General features: G+C 67.6%; 14 protein-coding genes. 12 read left to right on the forward strand and 2 right to left on the reverse strand.

The window, feature by feature from the left end; genetic code table 11:
* Nucleotides 1-27: 27 nt before the first annotated feature.
* Entirely contained in the window at nucleotides 28-5,277 is a 5,250-nt protein-coding gene (locus tag B146_RS0100400) for a DUF4011 domain-containing protein (RefSeq protein ID WP_019994422.1), read from the reverse strand.
* Between the two features lie 215 nt (nucleotides 5,278-5,492).
* Between B146_RS0100400 and B146_RS24560 the strand changes: the two genes are divergently transcribed.
* The 12 genes from B146_RS24560 (at nucleotide 5,493) to B146_RS0100460 (ending at nucleotide 16,180) form a co-directional block, all read left to right on the forward strand.
* The gene (locus B146_RS24560; protein ID WP_019994423.1) at nucleotides 5,493-6,212 is read left to right on the forward strand and encodes a GntR family transcriptional regulator; all 720 of its coding nucleotides are present in this window, start codon (nucleotides 5,493-5,495) and stop codon (nucleotides 6,210-6,212) included.
* A 15-nt stretch (nucleotides 6,213-6,227) separates the two neighbouring features.
* Nucleotides 6,228-7,016 carry a transporter substrate-binding domain-containing protein gene (locus tag B146_RS0100410; protein ID WP_019994424.1) on the forward strand — a complete coding sequence of 263 codons (789 nt, stop codon included), beginning with the start codon at nucleotides 6,228-6,230 and terminating at the stop codon, nucleotides 7,014-7,016.
* Nucleotides 7,017-7,098: 82 nt separating this feature from the next.
* On the forward strand, nucleotides 7,099-7,770 hold the full coding sequence (locus B146_RS0100415; RefSeq protein WP_019994425.1) for an amino acid ABC transporter permease: 672 nt from the start codon (nucleotides 7,099-7,101) through the stop codon (nucleotides 7,768-7,770).
* Nucleotides 7,767-8,426, forward strand: a complete 660-nt coding sequence (locus B146_RS0100420) for an amino acid ABC transporter permease (protein WP_019994426.1) — start codon at nucleotides 7,767-7,769, stop codon at nucleotides 8,424-8,426. The genes B146_RS0100415 and B146_RS0100420 overlap by 4 nt, the downstream gene beginning before the upstream one ends.
* Entirely contained in the window at nucleotides 8,404-9,135 is a 732-nt protein-coding gene (locus B146_RS0100425) for an amino acid ABC transporter ATP-binding protein (protein WP_019994427.1), read from the forward strand. The genes B146_RS0100420 and B146_RS0100425 overlap by 23 nt, the downstream gene beginning before the upstream one ends.
* A gap of 116 nt (nucleotides 9,136-9,251) precedes the next feature.
* Entirely contained in the window at nucleotides 9,252-10,148 is an 897-nt protein-coding gene (locus B146_RS0100430) for a DMT family transporter (protein ID WP_019994428.1), read from the forward strand.
* A gap of 90 nt (nucleotides 10,149-10,238) precedes the next feature.
* Nucleotides 10,239-11,165, forward strand: coding sequence for a dihydrodipicolinate synthase family protein (locus tag B146_RS0100435; protein ID WP_051091479.1), 927 nt, complete (start codon nucleotides 10,239-10,241; stop codon nucleotides 11,163-11,165).
* Nucleotides 11,166-11,178: 13 nt separating this feature from the next.
* Entirely contained in the window at nucleotides 11,179-11,868 is a 690-nt protein-coding gene (locus B146_RS0100440; protein ID WP_019994430.1) for a GntR family transcriptional regulator, read from the forward strand.
* Nucleotides 11,869-11,995: 127 nt separating this feature from the next.
* Nucleotides 11,996-13,330: an ABC transporter substrate-binding protein gene (locus tag B146_RS0100445; RefSeq protein WP_019994431.1), complete on the forward strand. Its 1,335-nt coding sequence runs from the start codon at nucleotides 11,996-11,998 to the stop codon at nucleotides 13,328-13,330.
* Nucleotides 13,330-14,256 carry a carbohydrate ABC transporter permease gene (locus tag B146_RS0100450; RefSeq protein WP_019994432.1) on the forward strand — a complete coding sequence of 309 codons (927 nt, stop codon included), beginning with the start codon at nucleotides 13,330-13,332 and terminating at the stop codon, nucleotides 14,254-14,256. Before B146_RS0100445 ends, B146_RS0100450 begins: the two co-directional genes overlap by 1 nt.
* Before the next feature lie 11 nt (nucleotides 14,257-14,267).
* Nucleotides 14,268-15,086, forward strand: coding sequence for a carbohydrate ABC transporter permease (locus tag B146_RS0100455; protein ID WP_019994433.1), 819 nt, complete (start codon nucleotides 14,268-14,270; stop codon nucleotides 15,084-15,086).
* 23 nt (nucleotides 15,087-15,109) lie between these two features.
* On the forward strand, nucleotides 15,110-16,180 hold the full coding sequence (locus tag B146_RS0100460) for an ABC transporter ATP-binding protein (RefSeq protein WP_019994434.1): 1,071 nt from the start codon (nucleotides 15,110-15,112) through the stop codon (nucleotides 16,178-16,180).
* Nucleotides 16,181-16,314: 134 nt separating this feature from the next.
* Here B146_RS0100460 and B146_RS0100465 read toward each other — a convergent pair whose 3' ends face one another.
* Entirely contained in the window at nucleotides 16,315-17,403 is a 1,089-nt protein-coding gene (locus B146_RS0100465; RefSeq protein ID WP_019994435.1) for an ABC transporter ATP-binding protein, read from the reverse strand.
* Nucleotides 17,404-17,423 lie beyond the last annotated feature (20 nt).

Consider the following 17,423-nt stretch of genomic DNA (forward strand, 5'->3'; position numbering starts at 1 on the left):
GCCGCCCTTGCCGCCAGACGGGCGGGATCAGGCCGGCGCGGCGGCGCCCCCCTCCTCGCCCTTGGCGCGCTCCGCCTCGTCCCGCGCGCGGCTTTCCGCCACCAATCCTTTCAGCGCCTGATCGAGCCGCACGGTCGCGCCCATCGGGTCGAACCACCAGTCGGTGGACCAGATGCGCAGGATGCGCCAGCCGAGCCCGGTGAGCACCTGCTCGCGCACCTTGTCGCGGTCGCGGGCCGTGGCCGAGCGGTGATAGGTCGCCCCGTCGCATTCGACGCCGGCCAGAAACGCGCCGGCATGGTCGGGATGGCGGATGGCGAGATCGACGCGGAAGCCGGACACGCCGACCTGCGTCACCACCTGCCAGCCGCGCCGCGAGAGCGACTCGGCCACCGCCGCCTCGAAGGGCGATTCCACGCCGCCGAGCGAGCCCTGATCCGTGGCGGGCAGCGCCACCGCGCCCCGGTCGGCATAGTCGAGGAAGGTTTTCAGATGGCGCACGCCCGCCGCCTTGGAGCGCGACAGGTCGATCGCCTCGGCCTTGATCGAGGAGACGATCTGCAATTCCTGACGGGCGCGCGTCACCGCCACGTTCAGGCGCCGCTCGCCGCCCTCGCGGTTCAGCGCGCCGAAATCCATGGCGAGCTTGCCGGCCGCGTCCTTGCCGAAGGTCATGGAGAAGAGGATCACGTCGCGCTCGTCGCCCTGCACGCTTTCCAGATTCTTGACGAAGACCGGCTCCAGCCGCTCGTCCTCGAAGAACCATTCGAGCGCGGGGTCGTCGCGCCGCTCCTGATCGAGGAGGTCCTGAATCAAGCCCTGCTGCTGGCTGTTGAAGGTGATGACGCCGAGCGTCGGGCGCTTGGCTTCCGGCAGATCGAGCGCGGCGCGCAGGCGGTTCGCGACGTCCTTCGCGATGGCGCGGGCCTCGGCCGGATTGGTGCGGCTCTTGCCCCGGTCGTAGACGGCCTCGGGGAGGTGGCGCAGCGAGACGGCGCGGTCCTGCGTCACCGGCGAAGGGAAGGTGATCAGCCGGTTGTCGTAATAATGATGGTTGGAGAAGGCGATCAGCGATTCATGGCGCGAGCGATAGTGCCAGCGCAGATCATGCACCGGCAGGCCGGAGGCCTTGGCCTCGTCCAGAATGCTTTCCAGATCGCGCTCGAACTCGGGCGCTTCGTCCTCCGCCTCGGTGCGGCCGAAGAAATTGGTCGGTGGCAGCTGCTTGGGATCGCCGACGATGATGGTCTGGCGCCCGCGCGCCACTGCGCCGACCGCATCCCATGTCGTGATCTGCGAGGCTTCGTCGAAGATCACGACATCGAACAAGGCCTGATCGGGCGGCAGATATTGCGCGATCGAGAGCGGCGACATGAGAACGCAAGGCGCAAGCCGGGCGAAGCTTTCCGGCATGGCGCCGATCATCTCGCGGATCGAGCGGCTGGGGCGCTTCAGCTCCATCTGATGGCGCAGGAGGCCGAGTTCAGACTTGCGCGGCACCGATTGCGGATCGGGCAAGCCATGGGTCAGCGCCTCGCGGATGCGCTGCGAGGCCGCCTTGCGCACGAGATCGTCGAGCTTGCGGAAATCGTCGATCGCGTGCTCGTGGCTGAAGCGGCGGAAATCGCGAAGGCGCGGGTCGGCGTCGATGGCGAGCGGCAGCCACCAGCGGGCATAGGAGAGCGCGAAGGCGGCGCGCGCGCCATCCGGCCGCACCGCGCCGGTCTCGAGATCGGCCACGAGCGGGGCCAGACCCTCCGCCAGCGCGCGGCGGCGAATGGCGCACCAGGAGGTCCAATCGCGCAGGAAGCCGCGGCTCGTCTCCAGATCGGCGAGAGCCGCCGACACGCTGTCCAGCGTTTCGCTTTGTTCTGCGCCGAGCGGCACGCCGCCGCTCACCTCGCGCCATTGGCGCTCGGCCTCCAGCCAGCCGGCCTCGGCCTCCACGATCGCGCGGGCGGCCTCGCTGAGCGGGCTCGTCTCGGTCAGCTCCGGCAGCACGCGCAGGAGCGCCGCGACGATGGCACCCGTTTCCCCCGTCGGCTCGCCCAGACGCATGACGGCGGCGCGTAGCTGCTCGGCCGAGACGAGGTTGGCGGACAGGCGCGGAAGATCGCTGTCGATCCCGGCAAAGCCCTTGAGCCGCCCCGCGAGTGGGCTTGCCTGCGCCTGCGCTGTTAGCGCTTGCAGGCGGCGCAGGACCGGCAGATCGGTTTCCGGAACGGGCGTGCCGGAACGGGCATAGGTCTGCAGGAGCTTGGCGACGCCGCGCCGCTTGAACCAAGAAAAGGGCCAGAAGCTCGCCTCGGCCTCGCGCAGGCGGCGGTCGAGATCCTCCACCGGAATGCGCGTCATCTCCTCGCGCTCATAGGTGGCCGAGAGCCGCGATTCTTCGGTGCGGAAGGCGGAGACGGCAGCTTCCAGCGCGCCGAACGCTTCGCGCAGCTCCGCAAAGCCGGGATCGAAGGCGAGCGCGCCCTCGCCCGGTTTCAGCGCGGCCGCCAGCGCGGCGAGGCGGCGCGTTTCGGGGAGGCTGAGAGACCCGGCCGGGGCCATGCCGATGCGGGCGCGAAACGCCGTGGCCTCTCGTGCCAGCGCCTCGGCCGCCTCGCGCGCGGTGCGCGCCTGCGCCAGCAGACGCTCCGCCCAGGCGGAGGTCCATTCGTCCACATCCACCAGCGCGAGGCTCGGGCGCGCTTCGACGGCGGCGATGGTGCGGCCGAGCCCCTCGGCGAGGTCTTCCAGCGCGGCGTAATGGGCGGTCTCGTGCTGGTCCATCGCGGGCCACACGAGCGCGGGCGCATGCTGCTCGGCCCCGCGCAGCGTCACGCCCATGGCGCGATAGGGCGTCCAGCCGCAGCGCGCCTCACGGTGCAGCGCCTCGGCATAGCTGTTCAGCGCGTCGCGCTGCACCTTGAGCCGCCCGTTCAGCTCCACCCAGTCCCCGCTCCGGGCCGCGCCGCTTTCCCAGGCGTTGCGCAACTGGCTGAGGAAATGCCGCCGGTCGGCCTTGGAGGAATGAAGCTCCAGGCAATGCTCACCGAGCCCATGCTCGCGCAGGCGGCGATAGACGACATCCAGCGCGGCGGTCTTTTCCGCCACGAAGAGGACCGTGCGCCGATGCGCGAGGCAATGGGCGATCATATTGGCGATGGTCTGGCTCTTGCCCGTGCCCGGCGGGCCGATCACCACGAAATCCTTGCCCTCGGCCGCCGCCAGCGTCGCGACGATCTGGGAAGAGTCGGCCGGCAGCGGCGTCACGATATCGGCCGGGGCATAGGCGCGGTCGATCTCGCGCGCCTCGCGGAAGGGCACGGGGTCGGCGAAGGCGTCTTCGGGCGTATCGATGAGATGGCGCACGACGCGGTTCTGGCGCAGCGCGTCGGTGCGCTCCGTCAGGTCCTTCCACATCAGATATTTGGCGAAGGAGAAGGTGCCGAGCGCGGTCTCGTCCACTACCTCGAAGCCCGGCACGTCGCGCACCGCCTGACGCATCCGCGACAGGACGTCCGCCACGTCGATGCCCGTTTCGTCAGTGGGCAGTTCGCCCTGGAGCGAGGGCACTTTCAGGCCGAAATCGCGCTCCAAGAACTGAAGCAGGGTCGCGTTGAAGCGGATATCGTCCTCGTGATGCACGAGGCGGAAGGGCGAGGAGGCGCTGCGACGCTCGAGCTTGCCCGGCAGCAGCAGAAGCGGCGCGCGATAGGTGCGCTCGTCCTCGGGCTTCTTCTTCCAGCGCAGAAAGCCGACCGCGATATAGAGCGTGTTGGTGCCGCCCTCGGCCATGTCGCTGCGCGATTGACGAAACAGCGCGGTAAGGCGCGCTTCCAGCGTCTTCTGATCGAGGGTGGAGGCGAGTTCGCCGCGCGCCAAGGCGTCGGCCGCAAAGCGCGCCTGCAGATCCTCGCCGCGCGTTTCGCGAAACAGCGTCTCGTCGCGCTCGCCGACCGGGTTCTGCTCGGGGATGGAGACGAGGCGCATGGCCCCGCCCGCCGCCAGCCGATCCTCCAGTGCGGCGGCGTCCGGGCAGAGGAAGGGCACGGTGGAGCCGGTCTGGCTGAAATTCAGGAGCTTGTTGCGCAAGGAGAGATCGAGGAGCTTGCGCTGCCAGCGATCGATGCGCCCGCCGGGCGTCGTCGGCTTTTCCTCAACGCTCTCCGCCGGCATCGCGCCGAAATCCGGCATGGCGGGCAGAGCCGGCGCGGCGGGCTCGGCACTTGGTCCCGCCTCGCCCGATATGCCTAAGTCGTGCGAGGCGAGCGGCTGGATGCCGCCGCTGCGAGAGCGCGCCACATCCACCGCGCAGACGAAGGCGCGGCGCGCACCCTCGGCCAGGAGCGCCGCGCCATCTCGGCAGGCCTGCTCGAAGCCCATGGCCGGCCGAAAGGTCACGCCCGTCGTCTCGAACACCAGAAGCTCGCGCGCGGCCAGCGCCTTGCGCAGTTCCACGCCGTCCGTCTCCACCGCGCGCGGCAGGGTGCGCTTGGAAAGCCAGACGCCGGCGGCCGCATGGCCCGAAACGAAGACGACCACGGCGTTCAACCCCGCCGCCTCCAGCGCGGCGGCCAGAAGCAGGCTCGTATCGAGACAGGTGGCGAGCCCGTCGCTCAAGGCGCTCGCCGGGCGGCGAATTTTCTGCCCGCGCTGTTCGAAGCTCGCGGGCGGCTCGGCATAATGCAGCCCGAGGCCGGCGACGCTCGTATAAAGCGCGGCGGCCAGCATATAGGCGCGCCTCACATCGCCGCTCTGGTAGCCGTCCATCGCGCCGGAATGGCCGTGGGCCACCAGCATGTCGGCCGCTGCCCGCAGGATCTTCGCGGTGGCCGGATCGTTCGGCATGACGAAGGCGGGCAGAAGCTGGGCCATGTCGCCCGCCCCGCCCCATTCGTCGCGCGCCAGAAGCCGGATCGGATGGGTCGCTTCCGTGAGAACCGCCTCACCCTGGGTCAGGCGAAAGCGAAGCTCGCCGCGCTCGGCCTCGTTCAGCCCCGCGAGATAAGCCGCGTCGAGGTCCACGCGCCGGTCGCTTAAGCTCAGCGTCTCGCCGGCGCCGAGGCGATCGATCGCCCAGTTCTTCGGCCGCAGAAAGGGCGGCACGGAGGACAGTTCCAGCCTCAGCCCGTCGAGCGCTTCCGCGCCGGGATGGTGGATCGAGAGGTTCGAGAGAAGAGGCACGGCGTTCTGGAACGAGGCATAGGTCAGGCTTTCGCGCGCCTCTGCCCGGATGTCAGGAGGCAAGACCTCCCGCGCTTCGATCCCGTCCGTGCTGTCCATCATGCTCGATCGTTCCGACTCAACCATTGGCGCATCCTAAGCCCCAGCGAGGGTTTGAGAAGGGCTCGCGTCGCCGCGCGCCCGTCGCGGTCGGACGCCCGTGGTGATGCAATGCACAAGAAGCACGAAAATTAGGCAGCCAAGGATCGGCTCGGTCCGATGAACCCCACAGCCGCAGAGCTTTTCAAATTGGCACGGCGCTTGCACTCTACACTTGTATGCAAGATCGCCGCAATCCCTCGCCCCCTTCCGCCGCCATCGACACCGCGATTCTGGAGTCGATCCTGGCGCGCCGTCTGCGCCCCGGCCAGCGGCTGGGCGAAGGGGAACTGGCGAGCCTGTTCACCGTGTCGCGCACCCTCGTTCGCGAAGCGCTGATGCGGCTTGCCTCGCGCCATATCGTGGAGGTGCGCCCGCGCCGGGGCTGGTTCGTGGTCGAGCCCTCGTCCGCCGAGGCCAAGCGTGTCTTCGAGGCCCGTCGCGCCGTGGAAGCCGGGCTGATGCGCATCATGCCTGCGCTGGAGCCCGCTCATCTGGCGCTGCTCCAGAGCCATTTGAGCGACGAGCGCGCGGCGATCGTGGCGGGCGATCATCCCCGCCTCGTCTGCCTGATGGGCGACTTCCACATCCGGCTCGGCGACATCGTGGCCAACCCGGTCCTCAGCGAAATCCTGCGCGACCTCACGGCCCGCACGATCCTGATCTCGATGCTCTACCAATCCACGACCCATGCCGAGGAATCGCATCTCGGCCATTGCCGCATCGTCGAGGCGCTGGCGCGCGGCGACCGGCTGGCGGCCTGCGACCTCGCCATCCAGCATCTCGACGAGGTGGAAGCCGGGCTCGATCTCGACATCGCGGCCGACCCTCTCGCCGATCTCCGGCGCTCGCTCGACCCCACGGGCGCCCTTGCCCTTCCCGCCTCATCCCTGCTCTGAAAAGGACCCCGCCTCATGATCCATCGTCGCTCGCTTCTCTCCGCCGGCCTCGCGCTCGCCGGACTCGTCTCGCTCGCCCTGCCAGCCTCGGCCGACGCCCTCTCCGATATCGAGAGCCGTGGCACGCTGCGCGTCGCCGTGCCGCAGGACTTCCCGCCCTTCGGTTCGGTCGGCACCGACATGACCCCGCAGGGCTACGACATCGACATGGCCAAACTCATCGCCGAGAAGATGGGCGTGAAACTCGAACTGACGCCCGTCACCTCGGCCAACCGCGTGCCCTTTCTCCAGACGGGCAAGGTCGATCTCGTGATCTCCTCGCTCGGCAAGAACCCGGACCGCGAGAAGGTGATCGATTTCTCCACCGCCTACGCCCCCTTCTACAACGGCGTGTTCGGCCCGGCCGACGTCGCGGCCAAGGACGTGGCGGAGCTAGCAGGCAAGGTGATCGGCGTCACGCGCGGCTCGGTCGAGGATCTGGAACTGACCAAGGTCGCGCCGACGGACGCCACGATCAAGCGCTACGAGGACAATAACGGCACGATCTCGGCCTTCCTGTCGGGCCAGGTGCAGCTGGTCGCAACGGGCAACGTGGTGGCCGCCGCGATCATCGAGCGCAACCCGCCCAAGCGTCCGGAGCTGAAGTTCCTGGTCAAGAACTCGCCCTGCTATATCGGCCTGCCCAAAGGGGCCGAGGCGCTGAAAGCCAAGGTGGACGAGATCATCGCCGAGGCCAAGAAGGACGGCTCGCTAAACGCCATCGCCCAGACATGGCTGAAGACCGACCTGCCGGCCGACCTGTAACCAGACGCCGACATGAAAGGCAGCCCGGCAGCAAGCCGGGTCGCCTTCGCCATTCCCGCTTCAGCTTCAGAGGCCCGGCCTCATGCCCTATCAGTTCGATTTCTCGTGGCTGGCCGAATATGGGCCGGTGCTGCTTCACGGCGTTCGCGTCACGCTCCAGCTCATTCTGGTCGGCGGCACGCTCGGCATTCTCGTCGGCATCGCCTGCGCCTGGGTCCGCGCGCTCGGGCCCAAAGCGCTGCACTGGCCAGTCTCGGCCTATGTCGAGATGATCCGCAACACGCCCTTCCTGATCCAGCTCTTCTTCATCTTCTTCGGCCTGCCGGGTCTCGGAGTCCAGATGGACGAGATGAGCGCGGCCTATCTCGCCATGACGATCAATCTCGGCGCCTATGCCTGCGAGATCATCCGCGCCGGCATCGAGGCGACGCCCAAGGGCCAGTTCGAGGCCGGCGCGAGCCTTGCCATGACGCGCTGGGAAACGTTCCGCCATGTCGTGCTCGTGCCCTCGCTCCAGCGCATCTGGCCGGCGCTCTCCTCGCAGGTCGTGATCGTGATGCTCGGCTCGGCCGTGGTCTCGCAGATCGCCGCCGAGGATCTGACCTTCGCGGCCAATTTCATCCAGTCGCGCAATTTCCGGGCCTTCGAGACCTATCTCGTCTCGACCCTCATCTATCTCACTCTCGCCATTCTTCTGCGCCGCGCCATGGGGCTTCTCGGCTCGGCCCTCTTCCCCAAGCGGAGGCCCGCATGATCGAGTTCTCGACCTGGGACATCCTGCGCAATCTGCTTCTGGCGGCGCGCTGGACGGTGGTGCTCTCGCTCGTTTCCTTCGCGGGCGGCGGCCTTGTCGGCCTTCTCGTCCTGTTCGGGCGCATCTCGCCGCGCAAGGCCATTCAGCGCGCGGCCAAGGCCTATATCGAGCTTCTCCAGGGCACGCCGCTCCTGATGCAGCTCTTTCTGATCTTCTTCGGCCTTGGCATGTTCGGCGTGGACGTGCCGGCCTGGCTCGCTGCCGGCTCGGCGCTGACGCTCTGGAGCGCGGCGTTCCTCGCCGAAATCTGGCGCGGCTGCGTGGAATCGGTCTCCAAGGGCCAGTGGGAGGCCTCGGCCAGCCTCGGCATGGGCCGGCTCCAGCAGATGCGCCATGTCATCCTGCCCCAGGCGCTGCGCGTCGCCGTGCCGCCGACTGTCGGCTTCTCGGTGCAGGTGGTGAAGGGCACGGCGCTCACCTCCATCATCGGCTTCACCGAACTCTCCAAAGCCGGCACGGTCGTCACCAACGCCACGTTCCAGCCCTTCACCGTTTATGGCCTCGTCGCGCTCATCTATTTCGCGCTGTGCTGGCCGCTGTCCAAGTCCTCGCAGATCCTCGAAAGGAAGCTCAATGTCGCTCATCGCGGTCACTGAGGTCAAAAAGCGCTTCGGATCGAACGAGGTCCTGAAAGGCATCAATCTCGACGTCGCGCCCGGCGAAGTCATCGCCATCATCGGCAAGAGCGGCTCGGGCAAGTCCACCTTGCTGCGCTGCATCAACGGGCTGGAATCGATCGACGGCGGCTCGATCCTGGTGGCCGGCGCGCAGCTTCTGCCCGACGAGACGCATCTGAAGGCGCTGCGGCTGAAGGTCGGCATGATCTTCCAGCAGTTCAACCTCTTCCCGCACCTCACCGCCGGGCGCAACGTGATGCTGAGCCAGAGCGTGGTGAAGAAGGTGCCGAAAGCCGAAGCTGAAGCCATGGCACGCCGGCAGCTGGAGCGGGTCGGGCTGGGGCACAAGTTCGACGCCTATCCCGACGAGCTGTCGGGCGGCCAGCAGCAGCGCGTCGCCATCGCCCGCGCGCTCGCCATGCAGCCCATCGCGCTTCTGTGCGACGAGATCACCTCCGCGCTCGACCCCGAACTCGTGGCCGAGGTTCTGGCCGTGGTGCGCGAACTCGCCGCCGAAGGCATGACGCTGATGATGGTGACGCATGAGATGAAGTTCGCCCGCGAGGTCGCCTCGCGCGTCGTCTTCATGCACGAGGGACGCGTCCACGAGATCGGCCCGCCGGAGGAACTGTTCGGCAACCCCAAGACGCCGGAGCTTCAGCGCTTCCTCGGCCACGGGCAGGCGTGACGCGGCGCGGGCGGAGGCGATAGGGCCGGCTTGCTATTTCGAAGGCCTTCGGGCCAAGAGCGGGGCGTGCGGGATCGACCCGCCCGCATGCCCCCCGATGCCCGAAAGACCCCACCATGACGGACACCCAGCCCCGCCTCGCCGTCAGCCTTCTGATGCTGCTTTCGCTGGCGACGCTCTGGGGCGCGTCCTATTCCTTCATCAAGCTCGGCGTCGCCACCATTCCCCCGGTGACGCTGATCGCGGTGCGCACGCTGATCGCCGGCAGCCTGCTTCTGGTCATCCTTCACCTTCGCGGCCTGCGCCTGCCGACCGACCGGCGCAACACCAAGCGCTTTCTGATCCAGGCGGGGCTGAACACCGTCGTGCCCTTCACGCTGGTCGCCTGGGGCTCGCAGTATGTCGATGCCGGGCTCGTCACGATCCTGAACTCGCTGACGCCCGTCTTCGCCTTTCTGATCAATGCGCTCGTCACCCGGCACGAGGCGGTGACGGGCCGGAAGCTCGTCGGCGTGCTACTGGGGCTCCTCGGCATCTGTCTGGTGATCGGCCCGTCCGCGCTCGGTGGGCTGAACGAGGCGTTGCTCGCGCAATGCGCCATCGTGTTCGCCGCCGTCGCCTATGGCGCGGCCGTCACCTTCGGGCGAACCTTTCGCGATCTCGATCCGATGATGCCGGCGGCGGGCTCGCTCCTTTGGGGCGGGATCGTGCTCCTGCCCTTCAGCCTCGCCTTCGACCATCCCTGGACGCTCACGCCCTCGCACAGCTCGATCCTGGCGCTTCTTGCCCTTTCGGTCTTTTCCACCGCCCTCGCCTTCGTTCTCTACTTCAACCTCCTGTCGCGCATCGGCTCGATCGGCACGACGGCGCAGGCCTATCTGCGCGTTCCCATCGGCGTCGGAATCGCGATGGTGTTTCTCGGCGAAGTGCCGCAGCCGAGCGCCTGGATCGGGCTCGTCTTCGTCATCGCCAGCGTCGTCATGATGACCCTGCCCGCGCGCCGCCGCGCGTGACCGCGCTTTCCGCAGGGGGACGCCAGCGGCGTTTCACGTGAAACAAAAATTAGGAAAGACGCAACGAGTGCAGATTGACAGGTAGCTGACATGTCAGTTACCTGTCACGCCAACGAAGGGGAGGATTTCGTGGGCGATCAGGTTTTTGGATTGTCGGCCGCGCTGGTGACGGTGCTGGACGAGACGGGTTCGATCGACAGCGGCGCCATGGTGCGCCATGCGCGCTGGTGCCTCGATCAGGGCTGCTCCAGCGTCACGCTGTTCGGCACGACGGGCGAGGGTTCCTCGGTTTCGCGCGCCGAGCGCAGCCAGCTCCTCCGCGCCTTCGCGCAAGGCGGCATCGCGCCCGCCCAGACGATCGGCTGCGTCATGGCCAATGCGGCCGACGACGCCACCGAACAGGCGGCCGAGCTTCTGGACAGCGGCGCGCGCGGCGTGCTCCTCGCTCCGCCCTCCTATTTCAAGAACGTTTCGGAAGACGGCGTCTTCAGCTGGTTCGCCCAGGTCCTGTCCGCGCTCGGTGACAAGGCGCGCGGCATCATCCTCTACAACATTCCCTCGGTGACGGCGGTGGAGCTCTCGGTTCCGCTGATCGGGCGCATCCGCGCCGCCTTCCCCAAAGCCATCGCGGGCGTCAAGGATTCCTCGGGCAACTGGCCCTATACCGAGCGGCTTCTCGCCGAGCACAAGGACATCGCGATCCTGATCGGCGACGAGCGCAATCTCGCCGCCGGCGTCCGGCTGGGCGCGCAAGGGGCGATCTCCGGCATGGCCAATCTCCTGCCCGACCGCCTTCTACCGATGATCCGCGAAGGGCGCGACGACAAGGGCGTGCACGACCTCGTCGAGACGATCCTCACCTTCCCCGTGACGCCGGCGGTCAAGGCGCTGGTCGCCCATCGCACGGGCGACGAGGCCTTCGCGCGGGTGCGCGCGCCGCTCGTCCCGACGCCGGCGGAGGGCGCGGCGCGTCTCGGCGCGACCTTTGATGCGCTCAGCGCCTCCAAGGCCGCCTGAGAGGGCGCGGCGGGTGGACGCGGAAGCCGAGCCGGAACTGGCGAAGGGTCGCGGCGGAGACGCTCTCAAGCTGCGCGAGCGCGCCTATGAGAGCATCATCGAAAAGCTGATCGCGCGGGATTTCTCGCCCGGCGAGTTCGTCTCGCAGCGCCAGCTCGTCGCCCGCACCGGCCTGCCGCTCGGCGCGATCCGCGAGATCATTCCGCGCCTCGAATCCGAAGGCCTTCTCGTCACCGTGCCCCAGCGCGGCATCCAGATCGCCCATGTGGACCTGAACCTCATTCGCGAGGCCTTCCAGTTCCGCCTGTTTCTGGAAAAGGAGGCGATCGGCGTCTTCACGGCGCAGGCGAGCGATGCGGCCATCGCAGCCTTGCGCGCCGAGCACGAGGCGATGCTGGCGCTGGCGCTGTCGCGCACGCTGACGAAGGACGAGGAAGCCGAGGCGCAGGCGATCGACTGGCGGCTGCACGACATGTTCATCGACGCGCTCGGCAATTCGATCATCTCGATGGCCTATCGCGTCAACTCGGTGAAGCTGCGTCTCATCCATCAGGAGCGCTATCGCATCGACGGGCGCGTCGTGCCCGTCATGCGCGAGCATCTCCAGGTGATCGCCGCCATCGAAAGCCGCGACCCGGCGCGCGCCACGCAGGCGATCGCCGACCATATCGACAATGCCAGACGATTGGCGCTCACCGTCTGAAGTATTGGCATTATCGCATTATCCGACGGCAAAGCGTGTCCGCTTTACCTGGAAATGCTCGCAAGAGCGCGCCGGGACAGGTCGTTGGAGGACGCCGCCCGGAGCCACAAAAGGGGAGGAAGACCACATGACCCATCGCACGATCGCCCTGTCCCGCCGCCAGTTCCTGGCCGGCACGGCCGCCGCCGGCGCCTTCGCGCTCGCCGGCCTCCGCCCGAGCTTCGCGGCCGGGGTGGACTGGAAGAAGCACGCCGGCACCACGCTGGAAGTGAACCTCACCAAGAACCCGCGCGGCGAGCTTCTGCGCAAGCACCAGGCCGAGTTCGAGGCGCTGACCGGCATCAAGGTCAACGCGGAAGCCACCCCGGAGCAGCAGCAGCGCCAGAAGGCGGTGATCGAGCTGACCTCCGGCAAGCCGAGCTTCGACGTCATCCATATCAGCTTCCATGCCCAGAAGCGGCAATACGAGAAGGCCGGCTGGCTGGCCGATCTCTCGCCCTTCATGGCCGATCCCTCGCTCACCGACGCCTCGCTGACCGAAAGCGACTTCGCCCCCGCCGGCCTGTCCTACGCCAAGGACCGCGAAGGCCGCATCCGCGCCCTGCCCTTCTCCGTGGACTACTGGATCGTCTACTGGAACAAGGAGCTCTTCGGCGCCAAGAACATCGCCTTCCCCGAGACGTTCGAAGCCATGCTGGAAGCGGCGAAAGCCCTCACCGACAAGTCGGCCGGGACCTCGGGCTTCGTCGCGCGCGGCATGAAGAACGCCAACACGCCGGTCTGGACCTCGCTCATGCTCGGCTTCGGCCAGCAGGCGATCGGCCCGAACGGCGCAATTCTCGCCGACGACGAAAAGGCCGTCGAGGCCGCCAAGCTCTACCAGAGCCTCATGACCGAATGCGCGCCGCGCGGCGTCACCGGCTTCAACTGGGCCGAATGCCAGTCCGCCTTCCTGCAGGGCAAGGTCGGCATGTGGTTCGACGGCTGCGGCTTCGCCGCGCCGCTGGAGAACCCGGAACTCTCCCGCGTCGTCGGCAAGGTCGGCTATCATGTCGTGCCCGCCGGCCCGGCCGGTGCCGCCGCGCCGACGCTCGGCGACGGCATCGCGGTGACGGAAGCCTCCACCAAGAAGGAAGCCGCCTATCTCTACTGTCAGTGGGCCGTGTCCAAGGAAATGGGCGCGCGCCTGTTCCAGGCCGGCGCGGGCGTGCCCTTCCGCACCTCCATCGTGGAAGACCCGGAGGTGCGCAAGGGCGTGACCATGCCGGCCGAATGGGCCGACGCGATCGCCGCCTCCGCCAAGGTCAGCCAGATCGCGCTGCCGGTGATCATCCCGATCACCGAGTTCCGCGACGTCTATGGCGTCGCCCTCACCAATCTCCTGGGCGGCGGCGATCCGGCGGCCGAGTTGAAGAAGGCCACCGAGCAGTTCAAGCCGATCCTGGAACGAAGCGAGGCCTGATGAGCGCCGTGATCTCCCGATCCGACGAGACGGGGGCGGCTTCGGCCGCCCCGCGAAAGGCCAAGCGCCTTCGCCCCTTCTACTGGCCCTTCGTCATTCCCGCGCTCGCCGTCACCTGCGCGGTGATTGTCTTTCCGTGGGTCTTCACGGCCTGGATGAGCGCCCATTCCTGGCGGCTCGGCGGCGACACCGCCTTCGTGGGCTTCGAAAACTACGCCCGCCTTCTCACCGACACCCGCTTCTGGGAGTCGATGGGTCACACCCTGTTCTACACGATCCTCTCGGTCGTCGCCCCGCTGGTGCTCGGCACTTTCGCGGCCGTCCTGTTCGATTCCAAGATGCCGCTGCGCGGGGTGCTGCGCGCCATCTTCGTCATGCCGATGATGGCGACGCCCGTCGCCATCGCGCTGGTCTGGACCATGATGTTCAACCCCTCGCTCGGCGTTCTCAACTATCTCCTGTCGGTGGTCGGCCTGCCCGAGCAGTCCTGGATCTACGACCAGTCCACCGTCATCCCCTCGCTGGTTCTGGTGGAAACCTGGCAGTGGACGCCGCTCGTCATGCTGATCGTCTTGGGCGGCCTCGCCTCCTTGCCGCGCGAGCCCTATGAGGGCGCCGAGATCGACGGGGCCAATGGCTGGCAGAAGTTCCGCTACATCACCCTGCCCTTGATCGCGCCCTTCATGATGGTCGCCGTCATCATCCGCACGATCGACGCGCTCAAAAGCTTCGACATCATCTACGCGATGACGCAGGGCGGGCCCGGCACGGCGTCGGAGACGATCAACATCTATCTCTACAACGTCGCCTTCTCCTATTACGACATCGGCTACGGCTCGGCCATCGCCGTCGTCTTCTTCGCCGTCATCATCGCGCTGTCGCTCGTCATGCTTCACCTGAAGCAGCGCGCGAAGTGGAACGATTGAGGCCATCGACCATGACGCTTCGCCGCCAGTTCGACCGGATCGGCCTCTTCTTTCTCGGCCTCGTCCTCGTCTCGCCCGCCGTGTTCTTCTTCGTCTGGATGCTGTCGCTTTCGCTGAAATTCGAGATCGACAACGGCGCCTATCCGCCGATCCTGATCCCCGAGCGCATCGCCTGGGGCAATTACGCCAAGATCTTCCAGGAGAACGACTTCCTCCTTTATTTCTGGAACTCGGTTCTCGTCACCGGCACGGCGACGCTGCTCGCGCTTCTCGTCGGCGTGCCCGCCGGCTACGGCATCGCCCGGCTGAAGGCCGACAAGGCCGCGATCGTCATCATGATCGCGCGCATGACGCCGGGCCTGTCCTTCCTCATCCCGCTCTTCCTCCTGTTCCAGAATGTCGGCCTGCTCGGCACGCTCTGGCCGCAGATCATCATCCATCTCGTCGTTACCGTGCCCATCGTGATCTGGGTCATGATCGGCTATTTCGAGACGACGCCGCTGGAACTGGAAGAGGCCGCGCGCATCGACGGCGCCTCCGCCTGGCAGGTCTTCTCCAAGGTCGCGCTGCCCATCGCCCGGCCCGGCATCGTGGTCTCGCTGATTCTGGCCGTCATCTTCTCCTGGAACAATTTCGTCTTCGGCATCGTGCTCGCCAACCGCGAAACCCGCACCCTGCCCGTCGCCGTCTACAACATGCTCTCCTTCGAGCAGGTGAGCTGGGGGCCGCTCGCCGCCGCCGCCCTCGTCGTCACCCTCCCCGTCCTCATCCTCACCCTTCTGGCCCAGCGCCAGATCGTCGCCGGCCTCACGGCGGGCGCGGTGAAGTAAGCCGAAGAGACAAGGAAAAACCCATGGCCTCCGTCACCATCCGGAACGTCAAGAAGAGCTTTGGCAGCGTCACCACGATCCATGGCGTGTCGATCGACATCGCGGACGGCGAATTCGTCGTCCTCGTCGGCCCGTCCGGCTGCGGCAAGTCCACGCTTCTGCGCATGCTCGCGGGGCTCGAGGAAATCTCGGGCGGCGACATCCTGATCGGCGGGCGCGTCGTCAACGACCTGCCGGCCAAGGAACGGGACATCGCCATGGTGTTCCAGAACTACGCGCTCTATCCGCACATGTCGGTGGCCGACAACATGGCCTTCGCGCTGAAGCTGAAGAGCGTGCCGAAAGCCGAGATCGAGAAGCGCGTGAAGCCGGCGGCCGACATTCTCGGCCTGTCCGCTCTTCTCGACCGCTTCCCGCGCCAGCTCTCGGGCGGCCAGCGCCAGCGCGTCGCCATGGGCCGCGCCATCGTGCGCGATCCGCAGGTCTTCCTGTTCGACGAGCCGCTCTCCAATCTCGACGCCAAGCTGCGCGTCTCCATGCGCGCCGAGATCAAGAACCTCCATGCCCGCCTCGGCACCACCACGGTCTATGTCACGCATGACCAGATCGAGGCCATGACCATGGCCGACAAGATCGTCGTCATGCGCGACGGGCGCGTCGAGCAGGTCGGCGCGCCGCTCGACCTCTACGACCGCCCGGCCAACACGTTCGTGGCCGGCTTCATCGGCTCGCCCTCGATGAACTTCGTGCAGGGGCGCGTCGAGGGCGACGGGTTCGTGACGGGCGATGGCCTGCGCCTTCCCCTCCCCGCCGGGATCGGCGTGGTGCCCTCCGGCGAGGCGACCTATGGCGTGCGCCCCGAGCATGTACGCATCGGCGAGGGCGGCGTGCCGATCCGCGTCGAAGTGGTGGAGCCGACGGGTTCGGAGGTCATGGTCGCCGGCAAGCTCGGGGATCAACCGATCTCCTGCCTCTTCCGCGAGCGCCTCGCGTTGCGCCCCGGCGAGATCGTGCCGGTTCATATCGAGCCGAAGGCGAGCCACCTGTTCGACCGCGCGGACGGCCGTCGCCTGGGCGGCGAAGCGCGGGTCTGATCGACACATAGGCAAGCCCGGCGCGACCTGCCGGATCGGGCTGGGCCGGGCCGGGCCGCATAAGAAATAGGAGGGGCGGTGGCCTGTTCGGCCGCCGCCCCTCCGTGCGACAGGCCTCAGACGCGCGACAGGCCTCAGACGCGCGACAGGCGCACGCCCTCGGCGTCGAAGAGATGCGGCTCCTGCCCGAAGGACAGGGGCAGAAGGGCGCCCTCGCGCGCGGCCGAGCGGTCCGGCGTCGAGAGGATCAGCGGCCGTCCGTCCGAGGTGCGGGCGTGGACGAGAACCGACCCGCCGAGATTTTCCGTGATCTCGACCTTGGCCATCAGCGCCGGCGCGTCCGCGTCGATGCGAAGGGCCTCGGGCCGCACGCCGAGCGTCACCGGCGCGCCGACCGAGACGCGCGAGGCAAGAGCGCCCGGCACGAGCTGGCGCGCCGCGAAGGCCGGCGAGGCGATCTCGACGCCCCGCTCCGACACCGCCTCCACCACGCCCGGCAGGAAGGTCATGCGCGGATTGCCGATGAAGCCGGCCACGAAGAGATTGGCGGGATTGTCGTAGAGCTCGGTCGGCGAGCCGACCTGCTCGACCTCGCCATTGCGCAGCACCACGATACGGTCGGCGAGCGTCATCGCCTCGACCTGATCGTGCGTGACGTAGATCATGGTCGCGCCGATCTCGCGGTGGAGCTTGGCGATCTCGACGCGCATCTGCGTGCGAAGCTCGGCGTCGAGATTGGACAGGGGCTCGTCGAACAGGAAGAGCTTGGGCTTCCTCACGATGGCCCGGCCGATGGCGACGCGCTGGCGCTGGCCGCCCGACAGCTGCTTGGGCCGGCGCTGGAGCAGCGGCTCGATCTGGAGGATGCGCGCGGCCTCGTTCACCCGCGCCTCGATCTCGGCCTTCGGCACCTTGTTGATCTGCATGCCGAAGGCGATGTTGTCGTAAACAGTCATATGCGGAAACAGGGCATAGGACTGGAACACCATGGCGACGTGCCGCTCGGCCGGGTCGGCATGGGTCAGGTCCTCGCCGTCGATCAGGATGTGCCCGTCGCTGGTTTCCTCCAGCCCCGAGATCATGCGCAGAAGCGTGGACTTGCCGCAGCCGGACGGGCCGACGAAGACCACGAACTCGCCCTTCGCGGCCTCGAAGCTCACGCCCTTGATGGTTTCCACCGAGCCGAAGCGCTTGCGGACCTGATCGATCTTGAGAAAGGACATGGGAGTCTCGTCGCCTCGTT

It is taken from the genome of Aureimonas ureilytica DSM 18598 = NBRC 106430 (genome assembly GCF_000382705.1).
Lineage (GTDB): Bacteria > Pseudomonadota > Alphaproteobacteria > Rhizobiales > Rhizobiaceae > Aureimonas > Aureimonas ureilytica.

Excerpts from the sequence above, each read along its gene's own strand:
- B146_RS0100445 (WP_019994431.1), top strand. The coding sequence starts at position 11,996 with ATGACCCATCGCACGATCGCCCTGTCCCGCCGCCAGTTCCTGGCCGGC.
- B146_RS0100425 (WP_019994427.1), top strand. The coding sequence starts at position 8,404 with ATGTCGCTCATCGCGGTCACTGAGGTCAAAAAGCGCTTCGGATCGAAC.
- B146_RS0100410 (WP_019994424.1), top strand. The coding sequence starts at position 6,228 with ATGATCCATCGTCGCTCGCTTCTCTCCGCCGGCCTCGCGCTCGCCGGA.
- B146_RS0100450 (WP_019994432.1), top strand. The coding sequence starts at position 13,330 with ATGAGCGCCGTGATCTCCCGATCCGACGAGACGGGGGCGGCTTCGGCC.
- B146_RS0100415 (WP_019994425.1), top strand. The coding sequence starts at position 7,099 with ATGCCCTATCAGTTCGATTTCTCGTGGCTGGCCGAATATGGGCCGGTG.
- B146_RS0100430 (WP_019994428.1), top strand. The coding sequence starts at position 9,252 with ATGACGGACACCCAGCCCCGCCTCGCCGTCAGCCTTCTGATGCTGCTT.
- B146_RS0100455 (WP_019994433.1), top strand. The coding sequence starts at position 14,268 with ATGACGCTTCGCCGCCAGTTCGACCGGATCGGCCTCTTCTTTCTCGGC.
- B146_RS0100460 (WP_019994434.1), top strand. The coding sequence starts at position 15,110 with ATGGCCTCCGTCACCATCCGGAACGTCAAGAAGAGCTTTGGCAGCGTC.
- B146_RS24560 (WP_019994423.1), top strand. The coding sequence starts at position 5,493 with ATGCAAGATCGCCGCAATCCCTCGCCCCCTTCCGCCGCCATCGACACC.
- B146_RS0100400 (WP_019994422.1), bottom strand. The coding sequence starts at position 5,277 with ATGATGGACAGCACGGACGGGATCGAAGCGCGGGAGGTCTTGCCTCCT.
- B146_RS0100465 (WP_019994435.1), bottom strand. The coding sequence starts at position 17,403 with ATGTCCTTTCTCAAGATCGATCAGGTCCGCAAGCGCTTCGGCTCGGTG.
- B146_RS0100420 (WP_019994426.1), top strand. The coding sequence starts at position 7,767 with ATGATCGAGTTCTCGACCTGGGACATCCTGCGCAATCTGCTTCTGGCG.
- B146_RS0100435 (WP_051091479.1), top strand. The coding sequence starts at position 10,239 with ATGTCAGTTACCTGTCACGCCAACGAAGGGGAGGATTTCGTGGGCGAT.